Raw genomic sequence first — 26,298 nt, forward strand, 5'->3', positions numbered from 1 at the left:
CGGGGTGGGGCAGGCCCTACGCGGGTCACGCCGGCTTGCGGACGAGCCCCGTGTAGGCCGCGACGGCCAAGGTGGCCAAAGCCCAGAGCAAGGCTTGCAGTACCCAGATCGCGTAGGTGAACGCCTGTCCCCATCGCGTGCCGGTGTCGAGGTCGCAGCGTGAGCGCAGGCCGGTCGCGCCGATCGGGAGACCGCGGTCGATCCCGAGTCCGATGAGTTCGGCGGTCGAGCACGCCGTGCCGGGAGCGTCAACCGGTGCCGTAGCCGGAAGAACGCGCTCAGCGGCGTGGTGGGTGGGGCGGGTGGTCACCTGGCCGGCGAAATAGCCGAGGGCGCCGGCGAGAACGAGGGCTAGGAGCAACGTCGCGACGAGCCGGTGGGCGCGGTAGCCGAACCGGCCGAGCCAGCCCCAGATCCGGTGCCGCCACAGCGCGGCCAGGCCACCGAGGGCTTCGGGAGCGCGCCGGCGAAGGTCCTCCTGCTGGACGATCAGCACCGTACGGGCGTTGTTGTCGTGACCAGCGGCTCGCTCGGTCGCGGCGAGCTGCTGGTAGGGCTGGGGGAAGTACTTGTTCGTGTGGTGGACGAGCAGGTGGAGCCACTGGCGCCAGGTGATGTTTTCGAGATCGGTGAACAGGAATCCGCGGACCGAGACCTTCCGGTCGCTGCTCGCGCACCGGCGCTTTCCGGTATTGGTCTCGGCCTGACGGCAGATCAGCGAAGATGGCATGGTCAGGGGCTGTTTGAACGTGGCGTTCTCGAGGACGAGGAGGTGCCGCGCCTTTCCGGTCAGTTGTACCTTCGTCAGAACGACCCGTGCGCCACCCTCCATGGTGGCGCCCGCCAAGTGAAGGACTCCTCCTGCTTTCAGGTGGTCCGCGTGCAGGGCTGCGCCGCTGCTATTGCGAACCGTTGCTTGCTCGACGTTGAGCTGGCCGACGACGGTCGCGGAACTCAGGCGCACCGCGCCGTCGGCTGATCCGCGCCGGATGTAACAGCCGCGCTCGTGAGTGGTGATTCGGGTTCTGACCCGAATCACCACTCACGACGGGCTAAGCGGTGAGCTTCGGGATGATCTGCGAACCGTAGGACGCGAGCGTCGCGTCGCGGTCGTCGTGCATCAGGTACAGCGAGAACTGGTCCACGCCCAGCTCTGCCAGCTCCTGTAACCGCTCCACGTGCGCGGATGCCGGGCCGAGCAGGCAGAAGCGGTCGACGATCTCGTCCGGGACGAACTCCGTCGACGGGTTGCCCGCCTTGCCGTGGTGGCTGTAGTCGTACCCCTCCCGTTCGCGGATGTAGTCGGTCAGCTCGCGCGGCACCGCGCCCGACGAGCCGTACCGCGCGACCAGGTCGGCGACGTGGTTGCCGACCATCCCGCCGAACCAGCGCAGCTGTTCGCGCTGGTGCGGCAGGTCTTCGCCGACGTACGCCGGCGCCGCGACGCAGATCGTGATGCCGCCCGGGTCGCGGCCGGCCGCTCGCGCCGCGTCGCGGACCGCGCCGATCGTCCAGCGCGCGATCGCCGGGTCGGCGCACTGGAGGATGAAGCCGTCGGCGTGCTCGCCGACCGTCTGCAGCGCCTTCGGCCCGTACCCGGCCATCCACATCTCGAGCCGCCCGTTGCGGATCCACGGGATCTGCACGGTCTTCTCGTTCATCTCCACCGCGCGGCCTTCGGCGAGGTCCTTGACCACGCGCATGCAGTCACGGACCGTGGCCAAAGTGGACGGTGGCTTGCCGACCACCCGGTGCGCGGAGTCGCCGCGGCCGATGCCGCAGACGGTCCGGTTGCCGTACATGTCGTTGAGCGTGGCGAAAGTCGACGCCATCACCGACCAGTCGCGCGTCCCGGGGCTGGTCACCATCGGCCCGACGACCAGCGACGACGTCGCCGCCAGGATCGCCGAGTAGATGACGAACGGTTCCTGCCACAGCACACAGGAGTCGAACGTCCAGCCGTAGCGGAACCCGGCGTCTTCGGCGTCCTTCATCAGCCGTACGACGTCCCGCGCGGGCGGGTCCGTCTGCAGCACGATCCCGAAGTCCATGGCCACCTCAATTCAGGTACTGGTTGAGGGAGCGGGACAGGAACTTGCCGTGCGACGTCGACCCGGTGAACCCGTCCGGCGACACGACAACACGCCCACGCGACAGCACCGTGTGCACCCGGCCGGTCAGCTCGAACCCCTCGTACGCCGAGTAGTCCACGTTCATGTGGTGCGTCGAGGCCGACAGCGTCTGCGTCGCCGAGGGGTCGTAGATCACGATGTCCGCGTCCGATCCCGCCGCGATGACTCCCTTCTTCGGGTACAGCCCGAACATCCGCGCCGGCGTCGCCGAGCACGTCTCGACCCAGCGGCCGAGCGTCAGCTCGCCGGCGACGACGCCCTGGTGCAGCAGGTCCATCCGGTGCTCGACGCCCGGCATCCCGTTCGGGATGGCCCGGAAGTCGCCGCGCCCCAGCTCCTTCTGGTCCTTGAAGCAGAACGGGCAGTGGTCGGTGGACACCACGGACAGGTCGTTCGTCCGCAGCCCGCGCCACAGGTCGGCCTGGTGCGACTTCTCCCGCAGCGGCGGTGAAGCGACGTACTTCGCGCCTTCGAAGTCCGGCTTCGCCAAGTCCTCAATGGACAGGTAGAGGTACTGCGGACAGGTCTCGGCGAACACGTTCTGGCCGTCGTTGCGTGCCTCCGCCACCGCCGCAAGCGCTTGCGACGCCGACAGGTGCACGATGTACAACGGTGCTCCCGTCACCTTCGCGAGCTGGATCGCCCGCGACGTCGCTTCTCCTTCCAGTTCCGGTGGCCGCGTCAGCCCGTGCTGCACCGGGTCGGTGTTCCCGGCCGCCACGGCCTGTGCCGCCAGCTGGTCGATCGCGATGCCGTTCTCCGCATGCATCATGATCGTAGCGCCGATCTCGCGCGCTTTCTGCATCGCGAGCAGGATTTCCCCGTCCGTGGAGTAGAACACCCCCGGGTACGCCATGAACATCTTGAAGCTGCCGACGCCGCCGTCGACGCAGGCTTCCATCTCCTTCAACGACTGGTCGTTGACGTCGGAGACGATCATGTGGAAGCCGTAGTCGATCGCGCAGTTGCCATCGGCCTTGGCGTGCCACTTGTCCAAAGTGGACAGGAGTGACGTGCCCTTGGCCTGTACGGCGAAGTCGATGATTGTGGTCGTGCCGCCCCACGCCGCCGCCGTGGTCCCGGTCGAGAACGTGTCGACCGAGTGGGTGCCGCCGAACGGCATCTCCATGTGCGTGTGGGCGTCGATGCCGCCGGGCAGCACGTATTTCCCGGTGGCGTCGATCGTCTCGTCGCCGGTCAGCGTCCCCGGCGCCCCGACGGCGGCGATGGTTTCGCCGTCTACGAGGACGTCCGCGAGCAGCGCGCCCGCCGGCGAAACGACCTGGCCGCCCTGGATCAGCGTGCTCATCAGGCCTCCGCGAGCGGGCCGTAGGTGTCCGGGCGACGGTCGCGGTAGAACGCCCACGTGTTCCGGACCTCCTCGAGCAGCGAGAGGTCGAGGTCGCGCACCACGACCTCGTCGTCGGTGTCGGACGCGGCGTCGCCGACGAGCTGCCCGCGCGGGTCGACGAAGTACGTCTGGCCGTAGAAGTCGTTGTCGCCCAGCGGTTCCACGCCCACCCGGTTGATCGCGCCGACGAAGTACTCGTTCGCCACCGCGGCCGCCGGCTGCTCCAGCTTCCACAGGTACTGCGACAGGCTGCGGCTGGTCGCCGACGGGTTGAACACGATCTTCGCCCCGGCCAGGCCGAGCGCGCGCCATCCCTCGGGGAAGTGCCGCTCGTAGCAGATGTAGACGCCGATGCGGCCCACGGCCGTGTCGAACACCGGGTAGCCGAGGTTGCCGGGGCGGAAGTAGAACTTCTCCCAGAACCCCTGGACCTGCGGGATGTGGTTCTTGCGGTACTTGCCGAGGTAGGTGCCGTCGGCGTCGATCACCGCGGCGGTGTTGTAGTAGACGCCGGGCTGCTCGACCTCGTACATCGGCACGATCAGCACGACGCCGTGGCGCTGGGCCACCTCCTGCATGAGCCGGGTCGTCGGACCGTCGGGGATGGCCTCGGTGTAGGAGTAGTAGTCGGCGTCCTGGACCTGGCAGAAGTACGGCCCGTAGAACAGCTCCTGCAGGCAGACGACCTGGGCCCCCTGTGACGCGGCGGTGGCGATGTGGTCGACCGCCGCCTTGATCATGGACTCCTTGTCACCCGTCCACCGCTGCTGGATCAGGCCGGCTCGAACCACGCTCACTGATTTCCTCCTTCGTTGCGGACATGGACAGGACGACGAAGACGACGAACGCGCCGACCAGGCCGACCACCCAGTTGTAGTCGTAAAGCGGCTTCAGGAACGGGATCAGGCCGTCCGCGGGGAACGGCCCGCCGTACGCGCCGCCGACCGCGAGCAGGGCTCCCACCAGCGTCGCGACCAATGCGCGCCAGTTCCAGCCACCGCTGAACCAATACACCCCATCGGGTGTGTAGAGGTCCTTCAGCCGCAGCTTCGTGCGGTTGATGACCCAGTAGCCGGCGACGAGCACCCCGGCGACCGCGCCGAGCAGGCCGCCGTAGAAGCCGAGCCAGGCGAAGATGTAGATGTTCGGGTCGGAGTACAGCCGCCACGGCTGGATCAGGATGCCGATGACGCCGGTGATCCCGCCGCCGACCGCGAACGTGATCCGCTTCGGGAACGCGTTCGAGAAGTCGTAGGACGGGCTGACGACGTTGGCCGCCAGGTTCGCCGAGATCGTCGCCAGCACCAGCGCGACCAGCGCGACGACGACCACGACCGGGCTGGTGAACTTGTCGGCCAGCTGCGCCGGGTCCCAGATGTCCTCGCCGTAGAGGACGTGCCCGCCCGACGTCGTCAGGATGGCCACGATCGCGATGAACGTCATGGTCGTCGGCAGGCCGAGGATCTGGCCGCGGACCTGCTTGCGCTGGCTGCCGCCGAAGCGCGTGAAGTCCGGCATGTTCAGCGACAGCGTCGACCAGAACGCGATCATCGCCATCAGGGCCGGCGCGAACACCTTCCAGAAGTCCGGGCCCCAGCCGAGCTTGCCGCCGTCGGACAGGATCGGGCCGAGCCCGCCCGCCTTGACCAGCACGTACCCGAGCATGATCAGGAAGCCGACGGACACCAGCGGCGCCGTCCAGTTCTCGAACCGGCGGACCGCTTCCATGCCGCGCCAGATGATGAGCATCTGGCCGATCCAGAAGACCACGAAGGACAGCCAGAGCGTCCAGTGCTGGCCCGCGACGACGGTGGAATCGCGCCACCACGAGCCGAGCAGGCGCCCGAGGATGACGTAGATGGCCTCGCCGCCGACCCAGGTCTGGATGCCGAACCAGCCGCACGCGATGAACGCGCGCAGCAGCGCGGCCAGGTTGGCGCCGCGCAGGCCGTAGAACGCGCGGGCGAACACCGGGAACGGGATGCCGTACTTGGTGCCGGCGTGGCTGTTGAGCAGCATCGGCGCCAGCACGATCAGGTTGCCGATGGTGATGGTGAGCAGCGCCTGCACCCAGTTCATGCCGAGCGCGATCAGCGACGCGGCCAGGGCGTAGCTGGGGATGTTGTGCGCCATCCCCATCCAGAGCGCGAAGTAGTTGTAGGTGGTCCAGGTCCGTTTTTCGACCGGGACGGGGGCCAGTTCCTCGTTGAAGAACCGGCTGCCTTCGAGAGACGGGACGTCGGCGGGGTCGAGCTCGACCCGGCCGTCGTCGTGCACGCGCTGGTCTGCGGGTGTCGGCGCCATTGCGGCATCCTGCGCGCCTGGTCAGCGCCGGGGCAACGGCAGTCTGTTCACTCTTCGCTGATCAGGAGTGCAGTCTGTCGATTGCGCGAACGGGCGTCGGAGTGCATGACCTGCGTCACACATCTGGGCGCAACGAACCGGCAAAGCGGGTGAAACGTCTCCACAGGATCTACACAGTTCACGCGAACCGTCTCCACCGGGGGTGCTTAAGGTCGTGGCCATGGAACCGGGAGTGCGGCGGGTGCTGGTCGTCGAGGACGACGTCACGATCGCCGCGTCGATCGCGGCCCGGCTGCGGGCCGAGGGCTTCACCGTCGACGTCGCCCACGACGGGCCGGCGGCGGTCGAGGCGGACGCGGCTTCCGAGCCGGACCTGGTGGTGCTCGACGTGATGCTGCCGGGGTTCGACGGCCTGGAGGTCTGCCGCCGGATCCAGGGCCGCCGCCCGGTGCCGGTCCTCATGCTGACCGCGCGGGCCGACGAGACGGACATGCTGGTCGGGCTCGGGGTCGGCGCGGACGACTACCTCACCAAGCCGTTCTCGATGCGGGTGCTGACCGCGCGGGTGCACGCGCTGCTGCGGCGGGTCGAGCGGTCGTCGTCGGTGGTGGGCACGCGGATCGTGCTGGGCGACCTCGAGATCGACGTCGACCAGCGGCGGGTCGCGCGAGCGGGCGTCGCGGCGCAGCTGACGCCGATCGAGTTCGACCTGCTGGTGCACTTCGCGCGGCGGCCGCGGGTGGTGCAACCACGGGAACGGCTGCTGTCGGAGGTGTGGGACTGGGACGTCCACGGCACGTCCGCCGGCACGCGGGCGGTGGACAGCCACATCAAGGCGCTGCGGCGGAAGCTCGGCGCGGACCTCATCCGGACGGTGCACGGCGTCGGGTACGCGCTGGAGGCGGGATCGTGAACTTCGTTCCGCGGCCGCTCGACCGGATCCGGTCGATCAAGCTGAAGCTGGCGATCCTGATGGTGGCGTCCGGCGGCGTCGCGTTCGCGTTCTTCAACTGGCAGATCGGCTGGCTGCCGCCGAAGACGACGATCACGGCGATGGTCCTGGCGCTGGTGTTGTCCCAGGTGCTGGCCCACGGGATGACGCGGCCCCTGCGCGAGATGACGGCGGCGGCGCGCGCGATGGCGAAGGGCGACTACACGCGCCGGATCCGCGCGACCACGCGGGACGAGGTGGGGTCGCTGGCGTCCGCGTTCAACCAGATGGCGGGCGACCTCGGGGACGCGGACCGGCAGCGGCGCGAGCTGATCGCGAACGTGTCCCACGAGCTGCGGACGCCGATCACGGCGTTGAGCGGAGTGCTGGAGAACCTGGTCGACGGGGTCGAAGATCCCGACCCCGCCACGTTGAAGACGGCGCTGCAGCAGACCGAGCGCCTGGCGACGTTGGTGGACGAGCTGCTCGACCTGTCGCGGCTCGACGCGGGGGCGATCCCGCTGCACAAGACGTCGTTCCCGCTGTCGTCGTTGCTTTCCTCGGCGGTCTCCGAGGCGGCTTTGGTGCGCGGGGTGACTTTCTCGGTGTCGGTTTCGCCGCCGGACGCCGTGGTGGTGGCGGACCGCGGGCGGCTGTTCCAGGTGGTGGCGAACCTGCTGGAGAACGCGGCCCGGCACGGTCCGGCGGGTGGGTCGGTCGAGGTGCTCGCCGAGGTCCGGCCGGGCGAGGTGCGCATCGACGTGTGCGACGAGGGGCCGGGTATTGCGCCGGCCGACCGGGTGCGGGTGTTCGAGCGGTTCACGCGGGGCGAGCGGTCGACCGGCGGGGGGACCGGGCTGGGGTTGGCGATCGCCCGGTGGGCGGTCGAGCTGCACGGGGGGACGATCGAGGCCGTGGGGGCCGGGAGCCGGATCCGGGTGACGTTGCCGACGGGGTAGCTCGGGTGCCGGGGGTGTCTTGAATGAGTCATTCAGGACCTCCGGTGACTTGAATGAGTCATTCAAGACGTTCGGACGCGGGGGTTTCGCCGGCTGGTGTTGCCGCGAATGAGTCATCCGCGGCTTCGAATGCGCCATTCAGGACCTCCCGGAGCCGGATATTTGCGAATGCCAACGAGAGTTGAGGACGATGCCGAAGAGCAAGATCGGTGAGCCGGGCGGGGAGAAGCGCGTGCCGCGGGGCAAGCGGCCGACGGGGGACGAGCGAGGGGCCGGCGGGGCTGTGGGGGCCGCGGCCGGGCGGGAGTCGTGGGGTAGCAGGACTTTGGCGTCGGAGCGGGGCGCCGGAGGAGCTGGGCAGGCAGCGGCGGGCGGGGTGCCCTGGGCGGGTGGCGGCGATGGCTCGCCGGCGGGGAGGGGTGCGGGAAACGCGGCGCGATCTGGGCAGGCGGCGGCCGGGGTGCCTTGGGCGGGTGGCGGCGATGGCTCGCCGGCGGGGAGGGATGCGGGAAACGCGGCGCGATCTGGGCAGGCGGCGGTCGGGGCGCCGTCGGCGGGTGGCGGCGATGGCTCGCCGGCGGGTTCAGGCGTGGCAGCCGGCGAGGCTCGCGCCGGCGGGGTTGCCGTGGCTGCTCCGCCCGTCCTCCTGCGGCAGCTGCCGCCGCCGAAATCCGCCGTTGTCCCACTGCCGCCCGCCGTTCTTCCGGCTGCCGGGCTCGCCGGGATCGGGGCTGCTCTCGTCCTGCCCGTCGATCGGCCCGGGGTCGGCTGGCTGCTCGCCGGGGTGGCCGTGACCGCCGCCGTCTTCGTTGCCGATCGGCGGTCGCGGGGTGGGCCAGGCTCCTTCACCTGGGGCAGCGCCGGGTGGGCCTTCCTCGCCCTCGCGCTGCTCGGGATGGGGGCCGTGCGGGCGGCCGGGTGGCTGTTCGTCCTCTGCGTGCTCGGCGCCGCCGTTGCCGGGTCGCTGGCCGTCGTGGGGAAGCGGACCGTCAACTCCGTCTTCTACGACATGCTCGCCGTCCCGCTCGAAGCCCTGAAAGCCGTTCCGTGGGCCGGGCGCGGGGTGGGACGCTTCGCCGCCCGACGTGACGGCGTCGCCCGGCGGATCGCCCTCGCCGTGCTCGCCGCGGCCGCGCTCGTCGCCGTCTTCGTTCCGCTGCTCGCCAGTGCCGATGCCGCCTTCGCCGCCGTGGTCAGCGCCGTCGTTCCGGATCTCAGCGTCGACGTGCTCGTGCGGTGGTGTTGCGTCTTCGCCGTCGTTGCGTTGCTCGTCGCCGGGGCTTGCTACTTCCTGGCTGCTCCACCGCATCGCGCGACCGAGGAGCGTCCACAACGGACTAGATACGGTCTGGAGTGGACAGTCCCGCTCGTCGTTCTCGTGGTCTTGTTCAGCGTTTTCGTCGGCGTCCGGCTGGTCGTGCTGTTCGGGGGAACCGAGTACGTCCTGCGGACGAGCAACCTGACGTCCGCCGAGTACGCGCGCGGCGGCTTCTGGCAGCTGTGCACCGTCACCGTGCTGACACTGGCGATCGTCGCGACGGCGCTGCGGTGGGCGCCGAACGTCACCAAGGCCGACCGGCTCCGGCAGCGTGTCCTGCTCGGGGCGCTGAGCGCGCTCAGCCTGGTGCTCGTCGGGTCGGCGTTGAGTCGCATGTGGACGTACCAGGAGGCGTACGGCTTCACGGTCCTGCGGCTGCTCGTCGAGGTCTGCGAACTGTGGTTCGGCGCGGTGTTCGTGCTGGTGTGCGCGTCGCTGGTCAAGCTGCGCTCGGCGTGGCTGCCCCGCGCGGCGATCGGTACCGCGGCCGCCGCGCTGCTGGTGCTCGCTGTTCTGAACCCCGAACGGCTGATCGCCGACGCCAACCTCGACCGCGCCGCCGCCGGCAAACCCCTGGACCACCGGTACCTGGCGGGGTTCTCGACCGACGTGGTCCCGGTGGTGTCGGCCCGGCTGCCGGAGCCGCTGCGGACGTGCGTGCTGCGCGAGGTCCTGGCCGGCGATGCCCCGGACGGCTGGCCGGCGTGGAACCTCAGCCGCGCGAGCGCCCGCGAGGTGACGCTCGGCACCTGCTGAACCACCGGCGCGCGCGGTGCGTAGTTAAAAGCAATGCGCGGAAGCCACCGGGCCGTCGTGGGGGCGACCCGGCGGCTTCCGCGCGCCAAGCCGGGTCACGAAGGCATCCCACGATCGGGTGGTGACGGAGAGTGTGCCGCCGGCCGGGTCCTTGCTGTCGCGGATCTGCGACAGGCCGGCGAGCCGCACCTCGACGCAAGCCGTTTCCTCGCCACTGTAGGACGATTTCCGCCAGGTCACGTCAGGCCTCCGTTTCGGCGAGCACCCCCTGGATTAACCGCGCCGAGTCGGCTTCGCCGAGCGCCAGGGCGAGCAGGCTCTCCGTGGCCGCGCGGTAATCGGCCACATGCTGGTCATCGTAGAGGTAGCCGCTGCCCCGGTAGTGCTCCAGATGCACGATGGGCGGAAGGTCGTGGAAGCCGAAGATGACAAAGGGCCCGTAGAGCCCGGGGTGGTACCCGCCGCCGCTCGGGAGTACTCGCAGTGACACGTTGCGAGCCTGGGTCATCACGATCAGGTGGCGGAGCTGACCGGCCATCACCGCACGATCGCCGATTCCTTGGCGCAGCGCGGCTTCGCCGAGCAGCGCCTGGTATCGCAGCGGGTTCTGCGCAGTCAGCACCTCGCGGCGGGAGAGCCGGACCATGATCCGGTTCTCGATGTCGGGCTTGCGTCGGGAGGTGCCGGCGAAGAGCGCGCGAATGTAGGCCGGGGTCTGCAGCAGGCCTGGCACCAGAGCCGGGACCCACTCGAACATGGTCTCGGCGGTCTGCTCGTACTCCACGAAGGTCGCCAGCTTCGGCGGCGCGTACTGCTCGAGCCAGTTGGGTTCGTTGGCGGTGCGGGCCAGATCCACCAGCCGCGCGCGCTCGTCGGGCTCCACGCGGAGCGCGCCGAGGATCGTCGCGACCTCCTCGACCCTCGGCACGCGTTTGCCGCGCTCCCAGTTCGAGATTTCCTGTGGTGAGAGGTGGGTGAGCCGGGCGAGTTCGCGGACCCCGAGGTCCCGGCTCTTCCGAGCCTTCTTCATGCCGAAGCCCAGGGCCCGGGCCCGGGGCGTGGCGAATGGTGGTGACATGGGCACAGCCTGCCCACGGACAGGCCGTGCCCAGTCGGGCGACCAACCGTTTCCTGTAGCGGACGCGCGTCAGAACGCGAAGACGTCGTCCGAATCTCGGTCCGCCTCGCACCGGTTCGCGTACGTCGTCCGGAACGACACCGGCTTGCCGTGCCACGTGCCGACCGCCGTGACGTCCACCGGGGCGTAGATCAGCGTGCACATCTGGTGGCGCGACTGGATCCGGGAAAAGTCGCCGCCGGCGCTCTGCAGCACCGCGCAGGCCTTGTCGTGCTTGGGGTGCGTGCCGCCCGCCGGCTCGCACGTCAGGACCACCGAGCCGATCCGGTCGGCCGTGTCGTGGGTGGTGAGCTGCAGCGTCGACGCCGGCGGCTGCGCGGGCGCGAGGCAGCTCAAGCTCATCAAGCAGGCTGCGAAGGGGAGTAGGGCCATATCGGTTCCATCGGCAGGCCGGGGTCGATCACTGTGCTCCACGTCCGGGTGAGTCTTCTTCGCTCGACCGGGTGAGGTCCCCCGCCAACAGCGCGACGTACAGCGAGAGCATCGACTCCGGATCCTCCAGCCGGACGCCGAGGACCTGCTCGATCCGGGCCAGCTGCTGGTAGTACGCCGTCCGGGAGGTGTGCGCCGCCGCGGCCGCCGCCGACTTGTTGCCGCCTTGCTCGCAGTAGTGCCGCAACGCCTGGACCAGCCGGCTGCCGGTCGCCGCGTCGCGCTGCAGCAGCGGGCCCAGCTCCCGGTGGGCGAACGCCGTCACGCGCTCGTCGCCCGCCAGCAGGTGCAGCAAGCCGCGCAACCGCACGTCGGACAGCCGGTGCAGCACCCGGTCCGTCCCGGCGCCCAACGCGGCCGCCGCGACCTGACCGGCTTCCCGCAACGTCCGGCCCGCCTCGGCCGGCGAATGCACCGTCGTGCCGACCGCGAGCACCCCGGGCGCGCTGCCGCGGGCCTCGTGGACGTCGGTCGCGAGCCGGTGCAGCACGGTGTCCGCGTTGGCTTCCGGCGACAACGCGATCAACGCCCGTACGCCCAGCTCGTCGGTCGCCACCAGCGCCGACACCTTCGCGCGGCGCGCCGCCAGCACCGTCGCTTCGGCCAGTTCGCGCAGCACCGGCGGCGTCGACAACGCGGGCCGGTTGCCGGCCAGCCGGGGCCGGACCGCCAGCCCGACCAGCTGCCGCCCGGCCAGGGGCACGGCCAGCGCGGACGCCCGGGCCAGCAGCTCCGCCGACGGCGCCGGCGACGCGAGCAGCTCGTTGAGCACCGCGCGGTGGGCCTGGCGCTCCAGGCCGTCGGAGTCCTTGGCGACGAGCCGGTGCACGGCCAGCGCGGACGCGGCCCGCTCGGCGACCACCCGGTGGCGGTGCGGCGGCTGGTCGGCGCAGACGACGACGAGCCGTCCCCAGTCGTGCCCGCGCGCGCCCACGACGGTCACCAGCCAGCCCGAACCCGCGTGGTAACCGGTCCGCTCGCCGAGCTGCACCACCCGCGACCGCGACGGCCAGCTGGTGAGCAGCTCGGCCGGGTCGGTGCCCGCCGCGTCGTAGGCGAGGACCTCGTGCGACAGCGTCTCCAGCACCACCGGCTGCTCGGTCAGCCGCGCGACCTCGCCCAGGACGACGCCGGGTTCGGCGCCCGCGACCGTCAGCGCGGTGAACGTCTCGTGCACGCGCTCGGCGGCGCGCAGCTCGGCGACCTGGGCGTCGACGATCTGGCCGTTCACCGCCTCGGTGACGCTCACGTACCGCGTCTCACGCGAGAGCGTCACCAGCGGCAGGCCGTGCTTCTCGGCCGCGTCGACCAATGCGGCGGGCAGCTTGTCGTTCCAGTGCCGGACCAGCTCGATCACCAGGCCGGCGGCGCCGACCCCGGCCAGGTCGGCGACGTAGCGGGCGAGGGCCGGGCCGTCGTCGGGCAGCGCGACGCCGGTCGTCAGGACCAGCTCGCCGCCGCGCAGCAGGTGCGCGATGTCGGCGACCTCGGCGACGTGCGCCCAGCGGACCGGGGCGTCGAGCCCGGCCGTGCCGGCGACGACGTGCGGACGGCCCTGGCGCAGCACCGGCAGCGCGAGCACCTCGGCGACGGTCGGGTACATGGCTCCTCGCGGTCTCATCGGCAGGGACAGACTGTACGGCCGGGACGGTGACTCCGTACACGTTGTCGATGGCGTTGGCGTGGCGCCCGCCCGGAGACTCGCAGGAGACGTCCCCGAGCGAAGGAGCGCGCGCCGTGACCGACCGCATCAGCCACTGGATCGACGGCAAGCCGTTCACCGGGACCGCCGAGCGCTCGGGCGAGGTGTTCGACCCCGCGACCGGGCAGGTCCGGGCGCACGTCGACTTCGCGGGCGACGCCGAGGTCGAAGCCGCCGTCGCCGCGGCCAAGGCGGCGCTGCCGGGCTGGCGCGGGACGTCGCTGGCCGGCCGGACGCGGGTGCTGTTCGCCTTCCGCGAGCTGCTGTCGGCGCGCAAGCACGAGCTGGCGAAGATCGTCACGAGCGAGCACGGCAAGGTCGAGTCCGACGCCGCGGGCGAGGTCGCGCGGGCGATCGAGAACGTCGAGTACGCGTGCGGCGCGGCCCAGCTGCTCAAGGGCGGGTTCAGCGAGAACGCGTCCACCGGCGTCGACGTCTACTCGATCGCGCAGCCGCTCGGCGTGGTCGGCGTGATCTCGCCGTTCAACTTCCCGGCCATGGTGCCACTGTGGTTCGTCCCGAACGCGCTGGCCTGCGGGAACACGGTCGTGCTCAAGCCGAGCGAGAAGGACCCGTCGGCGGCGGTGTTCATCGCCGAGCTGTTCGCCGAGGCCGGGCTGCCCGCGGGCGCGCTCAACGTGCTGCACGGCGACAAGGTGGCGGTCGACGGGCTGCTGTCGCACTCCGACGTCAAGGCGATCTCGTTCGTCGGGTCGACGCCGATCGCGCGCTACGTCTACGAAACCGGGACCCGGCACGGCAAGCGCGTCCAGGCGCTCGGCGGCGCGAAGAACCACATGGTCGTCCTGCCGGACGCGGACCTCGACCTGGCCGCAGACGCCGCGGTGTCGGCCGGGTTCGGCTCGGCGGGGGAGCGCTGCATGGCGGTTTCGGTGGTCGTCGCGGTCGACCCGATCGGCGACGAACTGGTGCGCAAGATCACCGAGCGGATGTCCGTGCTGCGCGTCGGCGACGGCCGCGATCCTTCGTCGGAGATGGGGCCGCTGGTCACGAAGGCACACCACGCGCGGGTGGCGTCCTATGTGGACGCCGGAGTTTCGGAGGGCGCCTCTCTGGTGGTGGACGGGCGAGGCATCGAGGTCGCCGGTTCCTCGGACGGCTTCTGGCTCGGCCCGACGCTGTTCGACCACGTCCGCACGGACATGTCGATCTACACCGACGAGATCTTCGGCCCGGTGCTGTCGGTCGCGCGGACGGCGTCGTACGACGACGCGCTGGAGCTGATCAACGCGAACCCGTACGGCAACGGGGTGGCGATCTTCACCGGCGACGGGTCTTCGGCGCGGCGGTTCCAGAACGAGGTCGAGGTCGGGATGGTCGGGGTGAACGTGCCGATCCCGGTGCCGGTGGGGTACTACTCGTTCGGGGGCTGGAAGGACTCGCTGTTCGGGGACAGCCACGCTTATGGGCCGGAGGGGTTCCACTTCTTCACGCGGACGAAGGTCGTGACGTCGCGGTGGCCGGACCGGTCGCACGCCGGCGTGAACCTGGGCTTCCCACGCAACTCCTGAGGTTCGCGATCCGGCTGAGGGCGTCCGGCGGTCTCCCTCGGCCGGCGAAGAGGCGGCCCGGGAACACGGGAGCGTGCCGCCGTTTGCGGCGATGCCTCACCCCGGCACCTCGTGCCTGTCCACAGGGGACGGGGGATGTGGACAGCTCGGCCCGATCCGGTCTGCCGGCCCGGGATTGTCGGTGGCCGCCGATAGACTGGACCAGGGACGCCCCCCGGAGAGGGTGGGGGCCTGGCCGGACGGCGGCGGCCCCGCCGAACAGGCACTTGGCAGTCACTTCGGCGGCCGCGTATCGCGACCAAGGCCGGCTTTACCCGGCAGGGGCCGAACGAGTGGATCCCGGTCGGCCGGCCCGAGTACCTGCGCCAGCAGGTCGAGCTGAGCCTGCGCCACCTCGGCGTCGACCGGATCGATCTGCTGCAGCTGCACCGCATCGACCCGAAGGTGCCCGTCGCCGAGCAGGTCGGCGAGCTGAAGAAGCTGCAGGACGAAGGCAAGATCCGGCACATCGGCCTGTCCGAGGCCAGCGTCGGCGAGCTGCGGGAAGCGCAGGAGACCGCCGAGATCGTGTCCGTGCAGAACCTGTTCAACCTGGCCAAGCGCGACGCCGAACCGCTGCTGGAGCACGCGACCGAGCACGGCATCGCGTTCATCCCGTGGTTCCCGCTGGCGACCGGGGCCCTCGCCGGCCCGGACAGCCCGCTGACCGCGCTCGCCAAGGAGCACGACGCCTCGCCGTCGCAGCTCGCCCTGGCGTGGCTACTCAAGCGGTCGCCGGTCGTCCTGCCGATCCCGGGGACGTCGTCGGTCGCGCACCTCGAAGACAACGTCGCCGCCGCGGACATCGAGCTGACCGACGCCGAGTTCGACGCACTGAGCGAGGCGGTCTAAGCGGGCAGGACGTTGATCAGCAGCTTCGACCGCGGCGCGATCAGCACCGTGTTGACCCGGTCCGGCCGGATCCGCTCGCGGAGCTTCCGCTCCAGCGGGTAGGTCCGGCCGCCGGCGCGGAGGCTGAACGACTCGAGGCTCTTGAACCCTTCCGGGCTGCGGTGCAGGCCGATCGGATATTCGTCGGTGAGGCGAGCGCTGTCGAAGTCGTGCGTCCAGCCCGTGACCGCGGCGAGCTGCCCGCCGAACGCGTCGGCGAGCCGGCGCCAGCAGACAAACGCGAACCAGCCGGTGATCGCCAGGAGCGGGACGACCGTGCCCAGCACTTCGCCGGCGGTCTCCGCTACCAGAGCGATGCCCACGGTGGCCACGAGCGCGGCGAGGCCGGCCACCGCGGCGAACCAGAAGGTGAGGTCAAGCAGCTTGCCGCGCTGTGACGGGTGGAGCCGGCCGGTGCGGTTCGCCAGCTCCACCTCGGGCCGGTCGCTCACTCGCCCTCGCCTTCGGGGTGTTCCTTCTCGTAGGCCTCCGTCTGCTCGTGGTATCTGTCGTACTGCTCGTTCTCCTGGCGGCGGCCCTCGGTCGCCACGCCGATGGTGTCGGCGGTGTTCCAGCGCACCTTCTCGTTCGGGTCGAGGACCTTGTGCTGGTTGAGGACGCTGCGGCCCTCCTCGGAGTACTTGCCCGGCCCTTCCAGCTTCTCGCGGCCGGGTACGTGCTCCTTGGCGGCGTCGCTCCAGCCCTTCGCCGTCTCCTCCGCCGACTTCGCCTCCCGGCCCGCCTGCTTCAGCTCGTTGGCCTTCCGCTCGATGCCCGCGGCCGTGTCGACGCTCTTGTCCACGATCTTGTCGACGCCCTTGCCCACCTTCTTCAGCGCGTTCGCCGCACTTTCCAGCGCCGCCTTCGACTTGCCCGCGCCCTTCGCCAGGCTCTCCAGCTTCTCGACCACCTTCGCGATGCGCGTGCTGATCTTCTCCGCGAGCACCCCGCCCTCGATGACCGTGTCCGCGATGAACGCCGCCACCGTGCCGCCGAACGTGCACCAGGACGCCGCCAGCGCGGCCACGGCCTTGACGATCAGCTCGCCCACGAACGACGAGATCATGTCGCGGATCAGCCCGCGCTCGGTGCCGACCAGCGCCGCGCCCACGTTCATCGCGGTCGACGCGTCCCCGGCGTGTGACGCCGCGCCGCGCAGGACGCTCACGTAGCTCTCCGCCGTCCGCTGGTACGCCTCGGCCGAGCCGCAGTCGCTGAACGACTGCTGGACCTTCTTCGCCTGCTGTTCGTAGCTCTCGGCCGTCTCGGTGAGCTGCTTCGCGATGTTCGTCCAGGTCACGGCCTTCGCGGTGACCGCCTCGGGCTTGCCGGCGAGCTTGTCGAGGCCGTCCTTGAGGAAGCTGATGTGCTCGATCAGCCAGCCGACCCCGGCACTGGCGAGGGTGCCGAGCGGGTCCATCGCCGCGCCGAGCAGGTCGAGGGCGTCCGTGCCGACGTCCATGGCGAGGTTGCCCCAGTCGCCGTTGCGAGCGTCGGTGAGCGTCGACGCGGCGTCGCTGAAGATGCCCGCGCCGCCCGTCTGGGCGTTGACGTTGTCCAGTTCGCCCTTCGAGCCGTCGCCCATGCCGCTCCAGAAGCCGCCCGGTGACTCGGCCGTCGCGACCAGGGAGTTCTCGGTCATGCGGGGAGCTCCTTGCCGATGCCTTCGATCAGGCACTTCGTCGTCTGTTCGTGCTCTCGGAACGCCGTGTGCGCGGTCTTGACGCGGTCCGCGACGTCGTGACCGGCCTCGACGGCCGCGCTCAGGAAGCTGTCGGCGGTGTCCACCCAGGTCTGGATCGGCACCGCGAACACCTGCCCGACCAGCCCGAAGGCGTCGAAGTCGAGCGCGCCGGCGGTGCCCGCGGCGTCGACGGCCTGCTGCACCTTGCCGGCGATCTCCCGGATCTCGTCCTCGTGGCCGCCGAGGACGTCGAAGTCGACCTTCATCGCCATCACCGCTCCCGGCGCAGGATCGGGCCGCCGAAGTCGTCGTCGGCGGGCGGATTCCGGCGGGGTTCCCGGTGGTGTTCTTCGGCCGGGAGTTCGGGTTCCGGAATCTGTTCCCGGAGGAATTCCATCGCGTCGCTGTCGGCGCCGATGACCGGTGCCATGACGGCGGTCAGCTGCCGGGCGGCGTCGAGCTGGGCGCGTTTGGCGGTCGCCAGGACGGCCTGGGCGAGCCGGGCGCGCGGCAGTTCGTCCGCGCGCGGGCCGAAGGTGAGTTCCTGCAGCGCACCGCTGGTGTTGACGGTGACCGTGACGGCTCCGTCGGCACTCGTGGCGGACGCCGAGACGCGCTCGAGCCGCGCTTTGGCCTCGGCCGCGCGGCGGACGATTTCGGGCATTCCGGCCGAAGCGGGTTCAATTCGGTTCACGGCGACCTCGGAAGTCGGGGAAGGGCATGCGGATCAGAGGCAGCAAACCGCTTTTCGGTTCCCGGCTCAAGCGGGGAATTCATTTCGAGAACAGGGCATGGGAATTCGTTTGTCCGCCCTTTACCCGGCGTGGACGGCCCCGGGTTGAGCACGACCGGCTCAGGCTTCCGTAAACTCGGGGTGAGCAGCGAGCGAGGTAGGTGAGGAACCGGTGGCCAACGCGGATGAGCGCCGCTTCGAAGTGCTGCGCGCCATCGTCGCCGACTACGTGTCCAACCAGGAGCCCGTCGGGTCCAAGGCGATCGTCGAACGGCACAACCTCGGCGTGTCCAGCGCCACCGTGCGCAACGACATGGCCACCCTCGAGGAAGAGGGCTACATCACCCAGCCGCACACCAGCGCCGGCCGCGTGCCGACCGACAAGGGCTACCGCCTGTTCGTCGACCGGCTCTCGGAGATCAAGCCCTTGAGCACCGCCGAACGCAAGGCGATCACCACCTTCCTCGACAGCGGCACCGACCTCGACGACGTCCTCAAGCGCTCGGTCCGGCTGCTCGCGCAGCTGACCCGGCAGGTCGCCGTCGTCCAGTACCCGATGCTGACCAACGCCAAGGTGCGCCACCTCGAAGTGGTGCCGCTCACCCCGGCGCGGCTGATGCTGGTGCTGATCACCGACAACGGCCGCGTCGACCAGCGGACGGTCGACCTCGGCGACGTCGTGACCGAAGAGGACGTCGCCCGGCTGCGGACCGTGCTCAACACGGCCATGTCGGGACGGCGGCTCAACGACGCTGCCGCGCGCGTCGCCGAGCTGCCCGACCAGGCGCCGGGCGAGCTGCGGGACGCGCTCATCCGCGTCACGACCGTGCTGGTCGAGTCGCTGGCCGAGCACCCGGAAGAACGCCTGGTCCTCGGCGGGACCGCGAACCTCACGCGCAACGTCGCCGACTTCCCGGGCTCGCTGCGCCAGGTCCTCGAAGCCCTCGAGGAGCAGGTGGTCGTGCTCAAGCTGCTGGCCGCCGCGCGCAACCCCGGTGCGATCACGGTGCGCATCGGTGAGGAAAATGAAGACGAGCAGATGCGCAGCACCTCCGTCGTCTCGATCGGCTACGGCCGCGACGACGTGGTGCTCGGCGGCATGGGGGTGGTCGGCCCGACCCGGATGGACTACCCCGGCACGATCGCCGCGGTGCGCGCGGTCGCCAACTACGTGGGGCAGATCCTGCACGGCCGCTGAGCCGGGCAGAGCAGAAGGAGAAGCGAAGACGGTGGCGAGGGACTACTACGGCATCCTCGGGGTGGCGAAGAACGCGAGCGATCAGGAGATCAAGCGCGCGTACCGGAAGCTGGCCAGGGAGCTGCACCCCGACGTCAACCCGTCGGAAGACGCCCAGCACAAGTTCGGCGAGGTCACGACGGCCTACGAAGTGCTGTCGGACCCGCAGAAGCGCAAGATCGTCGACCTCGGCGGCGACCCGATGGACAACGGCGCGCGCGGCGGGGGCGGCGACCCGTTCGCCGGCTTCGGCGGCCTCGGCGACATCATGGACGCCTTCTTCGGCGCGGCCGGCGGGGGCGGCGGGCGCGGGCGCGGACCCCGCAGCCGCGTCCAGCCCGGCTCCGACGCGCTGATCCGGCTCGGCCTGTCCCTCGAGGAGTGCGCCACCGGCGTCGACAAGGAGATCGCCGTGGACACGGCGATCGTCTGCGACCTCTGCCGCGGCGCCGGCACCAGCGAGGGCACTTCGGTCAAGACGTGTGACACGTGCGGCGGCGCCGGCGAGGTCCAGTCCGTCCAGCGGTCGTTCCTCGGCCAGGTCGTCACCGCCCGCCCGTGCCCGGTCTGCCGCGGCTTCGGCGAGGTCATCCCCGACCCCTGCCGCCAGTGCGGCGGCGACGGCCGCATCCGCGCCCGCCGCAACGTCACCGCGAAGATCCCGCCGGGCGTCGGCGACGGCATGCGCATCCGGCTTTCGGGCCAGGGCGAGGTCGGCCCCGGCGGCGGCCCGGCCGGCGACCTCTACGTCGAGATCGACGAGACGCCGCACGAGGTCTTCGTCCGGCAGGGCCACGACCTGCACTGCAACTTCCGCATCCCGATGACCACCGCCGCCCTCGGCGCCACGGTGCCCATCGCGACGCTGGTCGACGGCGACTACGAGCTCGACATCGAACCCGGCACCCAGCCCAACGCCGAGCTCGTCCTCACCGGCAAGGGCATGCCGCGGCTGCGGTCCTCCGGGCGCGTCGACGGCCGCGGCGACCTGCACGTCCACATCGACGTCCAGGTGCCGACCAAGCTCGACGACGCCCAGCGCGAGCTGCTCGTCGAGCTGGCCCAGCAGCGCGGCGAGGAAGCCCCGACGCTGTCGTCGAACGGCAAGCACGGCGGCCTCTTCTCCAAGCTGCGCGCCAAGAACCACCGCTGACCGTGCCCGACACCACCCTGCCGGTCTTCCTCGCGGCCTCCGTGCCCGCCTCCGGGCGCACGGTGCTCGACGGCGAGGAAGCCCGGCACGCGGCCACCGTCCGCCGGCTTCGCGCGGGGGAGCGGCTGGTGCTGTCCGACGGCGCGGGCGCGATGGCCCGCTGCGTCGTCGAAGCCGTCCAGCCCGGCCGGGACGCCGCGCTCACGCTGTCGGTCGAGGAAAGCTGGACCGAGGACCCGCCCGCCCTGCGCGTCGTCGGCGCCCAGGCCCTCGCGAAGGGCGACCGCGGCGAGCTGGCGGTCGAGCTGGCCACCGAGGCCGGCGTCGACGCGATCGTCCCCTGGCGCGCGGCCCGCAGCGTCGCCAAGTGGGAGGACGGCGGCCGCGGTGAGAAAGCTCTCGCCCGCTGGCGCGCCACGGCCCGGTCCGCGGCCAAGCAGGCCCGCCGCGCCCACGTCCCCGACGTCACCGAGGCCGTCAGCACCCGTGAGCTCGCCGGGCTCGTGGCCACGATGTCCCTGGCGATCGTGCTCGAATCCGACGTCCCCGACCGCCTGACCGACCTCGACCTCCCCGACACCGGCGACGTCCTCCTCGTCGTCGGCCCCGAAGGCGGCATCACCGATGACGAGCTCCACACCCTGCGCGAAGCCGGCGCCCGGCCGGTCCGGCTGGGCACGACGGTCCTGCGCACGTCCACCGCGGCCGCCGTCGCCCTCGGCGCGCTGGGCGCCCTGACCACCCGGTGGCGGTGAAAAGATCACCGGAAAAAAGAAGCCCGATTTTGCGCCCAGTTATGGCGCGATCACACTCCGACCCGTTACTCTCGTTTACTAACACGCCTCGGACCGTTACGGACCGGCGTGCCACTGGGAACGCACAGACTCCGCCGGGCACCTCCCCCCTCGGTCCGGCGGCCGCCGCGGATGCGGTAGATCGACCCCCAGGGTCTACCGCTCCGCGGCCCCCTTCCTCACTCCCGCTCGGTGCCTGTCCGCGTCGCGGCTTGCGTTCGTCGATAGGGTCCTCCCCATGAGTGAGGACGAGACTCTCTTCGAGCGGATCATTGCCGGTGAGATCCCTGCTGATGTCGTCCACCAGGACGACTCCACCTTTGCCTTCCGGGATATCCGGCCTCAGGCGAAGGTGCACGTCCTCGTCGTGCCCAGGACCCGGTACCGGAACCTCGCCGAGCTTGCTGCCGCCGATCCTCAGCTGCTGAGCCAGGTCGTGGCCACCTGCCGGAAGGTCGCCGAGCTCGAGGGGATCGTCGAGAGCGGGTACCGGGTCGTCTTCAACACCGACTCCGATGCCGGGCAGACCGTCTTCCACGTCCACGCCCACGTTCTCGGCGGTGAGCCCCTCGGCCTCTTCGGGGCTCCTCAGGAGGACTAGGGAAACCGGCCTGCGTCTTGTCGGTGGGTGCCAGTAGCATCGGTGGGGTCCGTTCTCCCTCACCGAGAAAGCAGGCCTGAGGCCACGTGGCCGGAACCGTACCGGGTGGTGCCGCCCGACCCGATGTCCCCGGGGACGTCGCCAAGACCGAGGATGCCTCCGTTCAGGCTGCGCAGTCCCGGTTCCCCATCCCAGATGCCGCCGCCCTCAGCCTGCTCGGCTCCCGCGACGAGAACCTCCGGGTCGCCGAGGAACTCCTCGCCGCCGACGTGCACGTCCGCGGCAACGAGGTCACCCTGACCGGCACCCCCGCCGACGTCGCCTTCGCCGAACGCGTCTTCGCCGAGCTCGTGCAGCTCGCGGGCGGTGGCCAGCAGGTCGGCCCCGACACCGTCCGCCGCACCATCGGCATGCTCTCCACCGGGGACGCCTCGCCCGCCGAGGTCCTCAGCCTCAACATCGTCTCCCGCCGCGGCAAGACCATCCGGCCCAAGACGCTCAACCAGAAGCGCTACGTCGACGCCATCGACAAGCACACCGTCGTCTTCGGCATCGGCCCCGCCGGCACCGGCAAGACCTACCTCGCCATGGCCAAGGCCGTCCAGGCCCTCCAGGCCAAGCAGGTCACCCGCATCGTGCTGACGCGCCCCGCCGTCGAAGCCGGCGAGCGCCTCGGCTACCTGCCCGGCACCCTGAACGAGAAGATCGACCCGTACCTGCGGCCGCTGTACGACGCGCTGCACGACATGGTCGAGCCGGAGTCGATCCCGCGGCTGATGCAGGCCGGCACCATCGAGATCGCGCCGCTCGCGTACATGCGTGGCCGTACGCTCAATGACGCCTTCATCATCCTCGACGAGGCCCAGAACACCACGCCCGAGCAGATGAAGATGTTCCTCACCCGGCTCGGCTTCGGCTCCAAGATCGTCGTCACCGGCGACATCACCCAGGTCGACCTGCCCAGCGGCCAGCGCAGCGGCCTCCGCGTCGTCCGCGACATCCTCCACGGCGTCGAGGACCTCCACTTCGCCGAACTGACCAGCCAGGACGTCGTCCGGCACCGGCTCGTCGCGAACATCGTCGACGCCTACGAGAAGTGGCAGGCCGTGCAGGACGCGCAGGAACAGCAGGGCAACGGCTGGAAGGGCACCCGGCGGTGAGCATCGAGATCGCCAACGAGTCCGGCGTCGACGTCGACGAGACGTCCATCGTCTCGGCCGCCCGCTACGCCCTCGACAAGATGGAGGTCAGCCCGCTCGCCGAGCTGTCCATCCTGCTGGTCACCCTCGACGTCATGGAAGACCTCCACGAACGCTGGATGGACCTCCCCGGCCCCACCGACGTCATGGCCTTCCCCATGGACGAGCTCGACTCCAGCCGCCGGCCCGACGCGCCCGACGCGTCCCCGGCGCTGCTCGGCGACATCGTGCTCTGCCCGGCGTTCGCCAAGGACCAGGCCAAGACCGCGGGCCACGCCCTGATCGACGAGCTGCACCTGCTCACCGTGCACGGCTGCCTCCACCTGCTCGGCTACGACCACGCCGAACCCGCCGAGGAACGCGAGATGTTCGCTCTCCAGAAGCGGATCCTCGGCGAGTACCAGGACGCCGTGGCCGCCCTCCAGAAGCAGGACGCCCAGCGCAGCTCCGACGACCGCGTCCTCGGCTTCGCCGGGCTCGACGCGTCCGCGGAACCCCCCGCCGGGGAAACGCCCTAGGCGTCAGCCATGGTCCAGCTCCTCTTCGCGATCGCGCTCGTGCTCCTCGCGGGCGTGTTCGCCGCGGCCGACGCCGCCATCAGCACCGTCTCGCAAGCCCGGGCCGACGGCCTCGCCCGGCTCGGGCTGCCCGGTGCCCGCCAGCTCTCCGCCGTCGTCGCCGAACGCCGCCGCCACATCAACCTGCTGCTCCTGCTGCGCCTCGGCTGCGAGCTCACCGCCACCGTCCTCGTCACGGTGTTCGTGGGCACCCGCCTGGCGCCGCTCGGCGTGGCCGTGCTCGTCGCCGCCGTCGTGATGGTCGTCGTCAGCTACGTCCTCATCGGCGTCGGCCCCCGCACCCTCGGCCGCCAGCACCCCTACCGCATCGGCCGCTACGTCGCCGGGCCCGTCCGCGTCCTCGGTTCCGTCCTCGGCCCGCTGTCCCGGCTGCTCATTCTCATCGGTAACGCCATCACCCCCGGCCAGGGCTTCCGCGAAGGCCCGTTCACCTCCGAAGTCGAGCTGCGCGAGCTGGTGGACATCGCCCAGGAACGCGGCGTCGTCGAGGACTCCGAGCGCGAGATGATCCACTCGGTGTTCGAGCTCGGCGACACGGTGGCCCGCGAGGTCATGGTGCCGCGCACCGAGATCGTCTGGATCGAGCGCACGAAGACGGTCCGCCAGGCCCTGGCGCTGGCGCTGCGCACCGGTTTCACCCGGCTTCCGGTGATCGACGAGTCCGTCGACGACATCGTCGGCGTCGTCAACATCAAGGACCTCATGGCCGGGTACATGGACCCGGACGGCGCGAGCACCGTCGTCAGCACGCTGATGAACGAGGCCTCCTTCGTCCCGGACTCCAAGCGGCTGGACGAGCTCCTCAAGGAGATGCAGCGTTCGCACAACCACATGGCGATCGCCGTCGACGAGTACGGCGGCACCGCCGGCCTGCTCACCATCGAGGACGTCCTCGAGGAGATCGTCGGCGAGATCACCGACGAGTCCGACGCCGACGAGCGCCCCGAGGTCGAGGAGCTGAGCGACGGCGCCGTCCGCGTGTCGTCCCGGATGAGCGTCGACGACCTGGGCGAGCTCTTCGGCATCGACCTCGAAGACCACGACGTGGAGACCGTGGGCGGGCTGCTCGCGGAACGGCTGGGTAGGGTCCCGCTGCCGGGGGCCGAAGCCGAGGTCGCCGGCCTTCGGCTGTTCGCCGAAGGGGGCAAGGACCGGCGCGGCCGCATGCGGATCACCACCGTGGTCGTCCACCCGGCCGACGCCGAGGCGATGACCGACCCGGCCGACCGCACGACCCGGCGCCGCACGCGCCTGCCCCACCCCGACGAACGCGACAGGAGCGTCGAACATGCCTGACCTCGAGGCGGAGGACCAGAAGCTGGTCGTCCTCGCCCGGTCCTCGCGCGCCCGCATCCAGGCCCCCGAAGGCGCCGCGGTCCGCGACACCGACGGCCGCACCTACGCCGCGGGCACGGTCGACCAGCCGTCGTTCAAGCTCACCGCGCTCCAGGCCGCGGTCGCCGCCGCGCTCTCCAGCGGCGCCGAAGGCATCGAAGCCGCCGCCGTCGTCAGCGAAGAAGGCCTGCTCAAGGGCGCTTCCGTGCACGCGGTGCGCGACATCGCGAAGTACGCGCCGATCATCCTCGCCGCCCCGGACGGCACGGTTCTCGAGGTGCTCGAGCGATGACGGAACACCGCTCCGGCTTCGCGTGCTTCGTCGGCCGCCCCAACGCGGGCAAGTCGACGCTCACCAACGCCCTCGTCGGCACCAAGGTCGCGATCACCTCCAGCAAGCCGCAGACCACGCGCCACGCGATCCGCGGGATCGTCTCGCGCGAAGACGCCCAGCTCGTCCTCATCGACACCCCCGGCCTGCACCGCCCCCGCACCCTGCTCGGCGAGCGGCTCAACGACATCGTGCACACGACGTGGTCCGAAGTGGACGTCGTCGGGTTCTGCGTGCCCGCCAACGAAAAGATCGGGCCCGGCGACAAGTTCATCGCCTCCGAGCTGCAGAAGATCGCCAAGCGGACGCCGGTCATCGGCGTCGTCACCAAGACCGACCTCGTCCAGCCCCAGCAGGTCGCCGAGCAGCTGCTCGCGCTGCAGGAGGTCATGGAGTTCGCCGAGCTGATCCCGGTGTCCGCGGTGGACGGCTTCCAGGTCGGCGCGCTCGCGGACCTGCTCGTCGGCAAGCTCCCCGAAGGCCCGCAGCTCTACCCGGGTGGTGAGCTCACCGACGAACCCGAGCAGACGCTGGTCGCCGAGCTGATCCGCGAGGCGGCGCTGGAAGGCGTCCGCGACGAGCTGCCGCACTCGATCGCCGTCACCGTCGAGGAGATGCTGCCCCGCGAAGGCCGCGACGACCTCATCGACGTGCACGCGTTCCTGTTCGTGGAACGGCCCAGCCAGAAGGGCATCATCCTCGGGCACAAGGGCGAGCGGCTGCGCGAGGTCGGCGCCGCCGCGCGCAAGAACATCGAGGCGCTCCTCGGCTCCAAGGTCTACCTCGACCTGCACATCAAGGTGGCCAAGGAGTGGCAGCGCGACCCCCGGCAGCTGCGCCGGCTCGGGTTCTGACGTGGCCGAGCAGCCGCGGCCGCCGGCCGACTACAACCCCGGGCCCCCGCCCGCGAGCCACCTGGTGTGGGGGATCGTCAGCGCGATCCTGTGCTGCCTCCCGTTCGGTGCCCTGTCGATCTACCAGGCCGCCAAGGTCGAAAAGCTCTGGGCACAGGGCAACCCGGAAGCCGCGCACGAAGCGGCCCGGGACGCTCGGCGGTGGGCGATCGTCGCCGCCGTCGCCGGCGCCGTCCTGTGGGTCGCGGCGATCGTGACCGTCGTGCTGCTCTTCGGAACGCTGACCGACGACACCGCGTCGAACTGACGCAGGC

At 70.7% G+C, this 26,298-nt stretch carries 28 protein-coding genes; 15 read left to right on the top strand and 13 right to left on the bottom strand.

Translation table 11 applies throughout. The features are described 5' to 3' along the window. Nucleotides 1-25 precede the first annotated feature (25 nt). Genes ACERZO_RS22505 through ACERZO_RS22525 form a run of 5 tightly spaced genes read right to left on the bottom strand, consistent with a single transcriptional unit; the run spans nt 26 to nt 5,787 of the window. Nucleotides 26-1,042, bottom strand: a complete 1,017-nt coding sequence (locus tag ACERZO_RS22505; RefSeq protein ID WP_372666697.1) for a hypothetical protein — start codon at nt 1,040-1,042, stop codon at nt 26-28. 10 nt (nt 1,043-1,052) lie between these two features. Next, on the bottom strand, nt 1,053-2,051 hold the full coding sequence (locus ACERZO_RS22510; protein ID WP_372666698.1) for a TIGR03842 family LLM class F420-dependent oxidoreductase: 999 nt from the start codon (nt 2,049-2,051) through the stop codon (nt 1,053-1,055). Between the two features lie 7 nt (nt 2,052-2,058). After that, nucleotides 2,059-3,441 carry a dihydropyrimidinase gene (gene hydA / locus ACERZO_RS22515; RefSeq protein ID WP_372666699.1) on the bottom strand — a complete coding sequence of 461 codons (1,383 nt, stop codon included), beginning with the start codon at nt 3,439-3,441 and terminating at the stop codon, nt 2,059-2,061. Then, complete coding sequence (locus tag ACERZO_RS22520) at nt 3,441-4,223, bottom strand: nitrilase-related carbon-nitrogen hydrolase (RefSeq protein ID WP_372667210.1); 783 nt, start codon at nt 4,221-4,223, stop codon at nt 3,441-3,443. Before ACERZO_RS22520 ends, hydA begins: the two co-directional genes overlap by 1 nt. A gap of 10 nt (nt 4,224-4,233) precedes the next feature. After that, nucleotides 4,234-5,787, bottom strand: coding sequence for an NCS1 family nucleobase:cation symporter-1 (locus tag ACERZO_RS22525; protein ID WP_372666700.1), 1,554 nt, complete (start codon nt 5,785-5,787; stop codon nt 4,234-4,236). A gap of 220 nt (nt 5,788-6,007) precedes the next feature. On the opposite strand from ACERZO_RS22525, the gene ACERZO_RS22530 reads away from it, so the two are divergent. The 3 genes from ACERZO_RS22530 to ACERZO_RS22540 all read left to right on the top strand — a co-directional run bounded on the left by ACERZO_RS22530 (nt 6,008) and on the right by ACERZO_RS22540 (nt 9,751). Then, entirely contained in the window at nt 6,008-6,700 is a 693-nt protein-coding gene (locus ACERZO_RS22530) for a response regulator transcription factor (RefSeq protein ID WP_372666701.1), read from the top strand. Beyond that, nucleotides 6,697-7,677, top strand: a complete 981-nt coding sequence (locus ACERZO_RS22535) for a HAMP domain-containing sensor histidine kinase (protein ID WP_372666702.1) — start codon at nt 6,697-6,699, stop codon at nt 7,675-7,677. Before ACERZO_RS22530 ends, ACERZO_RS22535 begins: the two co-directional genes overlap by 4 nt. 625 nt (nt 7,678-8,302) lie before the next feature. Beyond that, nucleotides 8,303-9,751 (top strand): DUF4153 domain-containing protein, encoded by a 1,449-nt coding sequence (locus ACERZO_RS22540; RefSeq protein ID WP_372666703.1) that lies wholly within the window; start codon nt 8,303-8,305, stop codon nt 9,749-9,751. 24 nt (nt 9,752-9,775) lie between these two features. Here the strand turns inward: ACERZO_RS22540 and ACERZO_RS22545 are convergent, their stop codons facing one another. The 4 genes from ACERZO_RS22545 to ACERZO_RS22560 all read right to left on the bottom strand — a co-directional run bounded on the left by ACERZO_RS22545 (nt 9,776) and on the right by ACERZO_RS22560 (nt 12,924). Then, on the bottom strand, nt 9,776-9,991 hold the full coding sequence (locus tag ACERZO_RS22545) for a DUF397 domain-containing protein (protein WP_372666704.1): 216 nt from the start codon (nt 9,989-9,991) through the stop codon (nt 9,776-9,778). 1 nt (nt 9,992) lies between these two features. Further along, nucleotides 9,993-10,829 (bottom strand): helix-turn-helix domain-containing protein, encoded by an 837-nt coding sequence (locus tag ACERZO_RS22550; protein WP_372666705.1) that lies wholly within the window; start codon nt 10,827-10,829, stop codon nt 9,993-9,995. 69 nt (nt 10,830-10,898) lie between these two features. Continuing rightward, nucleotides 10,899-11,231: an SSI family serine proteinase inhibitor gene (locus tag ACERZO_RS22555; protein ID WP_372666706.1), complete on the bottom strand. Its 333-nt coding sequence runs from the start codon at nt 11,229-11,231 to the stop codon at nt 10,899-10,901. A gap of 58 nt (nt 11,232-11,289) precedes the next feature. After that, nucleotides 11,290-12,924 carry a PucR family transcriptional regulator gene (locus ACERZO_RS22560; protein ID WP_372666707.1) on the bottom strand — a complete coding sequence of 545 codons (1,635 nt, stop codon included), beginning with the start codon at nt 12,922-12,924 and terminating at the stop codon, nt 11,290-11,292. 134 nt (nt 12,925-13,058) lie between these two features. On the opposite strand from ACERZO_RS22560, the gene ACERZO_RS22565 reads away from it, so the two are divergent. Beyond that, entirely contained in the window at nt 13,059-14,555 is a 1,497-nt protein-coding gene (locus ACERZO_RS22565; protein WP_372666708.1) for a CoA-acylating methylmalonate-semialdehyde dehydrogenase, read from the top strand. Nucleotides 14,556-14,891: 336 nt separating this feature from the next. Then, nucleotides 14,892-15,446: an aldo/keto reductase gene (locus ACERZO_RS22570; RefSeq protein WP_372667211.1), complete on the top strand. Its 555-nt coding sequence runs from the start codon at nt 14,892-14,894 to the stop codon at nt 15,444-15,446. Here ACERZO_RS22570 and ACERZO_RS22575 read toward each other — a convergent pair. Genes ACERZO_RS22575 through ACERZO_RS22590 form a run of 4 tightly spaced genes read right to left on the bottom strand, consistent with a single transcriptional unit; the run spans nt 15,443 to nt 17,833 of the window. Continuing rightward, nucleotides 15,443-15,937 (bottom strand): hypothetical protein, encoded by a 495-nt coding sequence (locus ACERZO_RS22575; protein ID WP_372666709.1) that lies wholly within the window; start codon nt 15,935-15,937, stop codon nt 15,443-15,445. The genes ACERZO_RS22570 and ACERZO_RS22575 overlap by 4 nt on opposite strands. Next, a complete protein-coding gene (locus tag ACERZO_RS22580) occupies nt 15,934-17,127 on the bottom strand; it encodes a hypothetical protein (protein WP_372666710.1) in 1,194 nt (397 codons plus the stop codon). The genes ACERZO_RS22575 and ACERZO_RS22580 overlap by 4 nt, the downstream gene beginning before the upstream one ends. After that, nucleotides 17,124-17,441: a type VII secretion target gene (locus tag ACERZO_RS22585; protein WP_372666711.1), complete on the bottom strand. Its 318-nt coding sequence runs from the start codon at nt 17,439-17,441 to the stop codon at nt 17,124-17,126. The genes ACERZO_RS22580 and ACERZO_RS22585 overlap by 4 nt, the downstream gene beginning before the upstream one ends. Next, complete coding sequence (locus ACERZO_RS22590; protein WP_372666712.1) at nt 17,441-17,833, bottom strand: YbaB/EbfC family nucleoid-associated protein; 393 nt, start codon at nt 17,831-17,833, stop codon at nt 17,441-17,443. The genes ACERZO_RS22585 and ACERZO_RS22590 overlap by 1 nt, the downstream gene beginning before the upstream one ends. 241 nt (nt 17,834-18,074) lie before the next feature. On the opposite strand from ACERZO_RS22590, the gene hrcA reads away from it, so the two are divergent. From hrcA to ACERZO_RS22640, 10 genes are all read left to right on the top strand, one after another. Continuing rightward, the gene (gene hrcA / locus ACERZO_RS22595) at nt 18,075-19,100 is read left to right on the top strand and encodes a heat-inducible transcriptional repressor HrcA (RefSeq protein WP_372666713.1); all 1,026 of its coding nucleotides are present in this window, start codon (nt 18,075-18,077) and stop codon (nt 19,098-19,100) included. A gap of 31 nt (nt 19,101-19,131) precedes the next feature. Further along, on the top strand, nt 19,132-20,292 hold the full coding sequence (gene dnaJ, locus ACERZO_RS22600; RefSeq protein WP_372666714.1) for a molecular chaperone DnaJ: 1,161 nt from the start codon (nt 19,132-19,134) through the stop codon (nt 20,290-20,292). A gap of 2 nt (nt 20,293-20,294) precedes the next feature. Then, nucleotides 20,295-21,047, top strand: coding sequence for a 16S rRNA (uracil(1498)-N(3))-methyltransferase (locus tag ACERZO_RS22605; RefSeq protein WP_372666715.1), 753 nt, complete (start codon nt 20,295-20,297; stop codon nt 21,045-21,047). Between the two features lie 277 nt (nt 21,048-21,324). Beyond that, the gene (locus ACERZO_RS22610; RefSeq protein ID WP_372666716.1) at nt 21,325-21,687 is read left to right on the top strand and encodes a histidine triad nucleotide-binding protein; all 363 of its coding nucleotides are present in this window, start codon (nt 21,325-21,327) and stop codon (nt 21,685-21,687) included. Nucleotides 21,688-21,773: 86 nt separating this feature from the next. Beyond that, on the top strand, nt 21,774-22,847 hold the full coding sequence (locus ACERZO_RS22615; protein WP_372666717.1) for a PhoH family protein: 1,074 nt from the start codon (nt 21,774-21,776) through the stop codon (nt 22,845-22,847). Further along, a complete protein-coding gene (ybeY, locus tag ACERZO_RS22620) occupies nt 22,844-23,404 on the top strand; it encodes an rRNA maturation RNase YbeY (protein WP_372666718.1) in 561 nt (186 codons plus the stop codon). The genes ACERZO_RS22615 and ybeY overlap by 4 nt, the downstream gene beginning before the upstream one ends. Nucleotides 23,405-23,413: 9 nt before the next feature. Then, nucleotides 23,414-24,760, top strand: coding sequence for a hemolysin family protein (locus ACERZO_RS22625; protein ID WP_372666719.1), 1,347 nt, complete (start codon nt 23,414-23,416; stop codon nt 24,758-24,760). Then, a complete protein-coding gene (locus ACERZO_RS22630; RefSeq protein ID WP_086679058.1) occupies nt 24,753-25,091 on the top strand; it encodes a cytidine deaminase in 339 nt (112 codons plus the stop codon). The genes ACERZO_RS22625 and ACERZO_RS22630 overlap by 8 nt, the downstream gene beginning before the upstream one ends. Further along, complete coding sequence (era, locus tag ACERZO_RS22635) at nt 25,088-25,984, top strand: GTPase Era (RefSeq protein ID WP_372666720.1); 897 nt, start codon at nt 25,088-25,090, stop codon at nt 25,982-25,984. Before ACERZO_RS22630 ends, era begins: the two co-directional genes overlap by 4 nt. Before the next feature lies 1 nt (nt 25,985). Continuing rightward, on the top strand, nt 25,986-26,291 hold the full coding sequence (locus ACERZO_RS22640; protein WP_372666721.1) for a CD225/dispanin family protein: 306 nt from the start codon (nt 25,986-25,988) through the stop codon (nt 26,289-26,291). Nucleotides 26,292-26,298: the final 7 nt, after the last annotated feature.

Origin of the sequence: Amycolatopsis kentuckyensis (genome assembly GCF_041679295.1) — a bacterium.
GTDB lineage: Bacteria > Actinomycetota > Actinomycetes > Mycobacteriales > Pseudonocardiaceae > Amycolatopsis > Amycolatopsis kentuckyensis_A.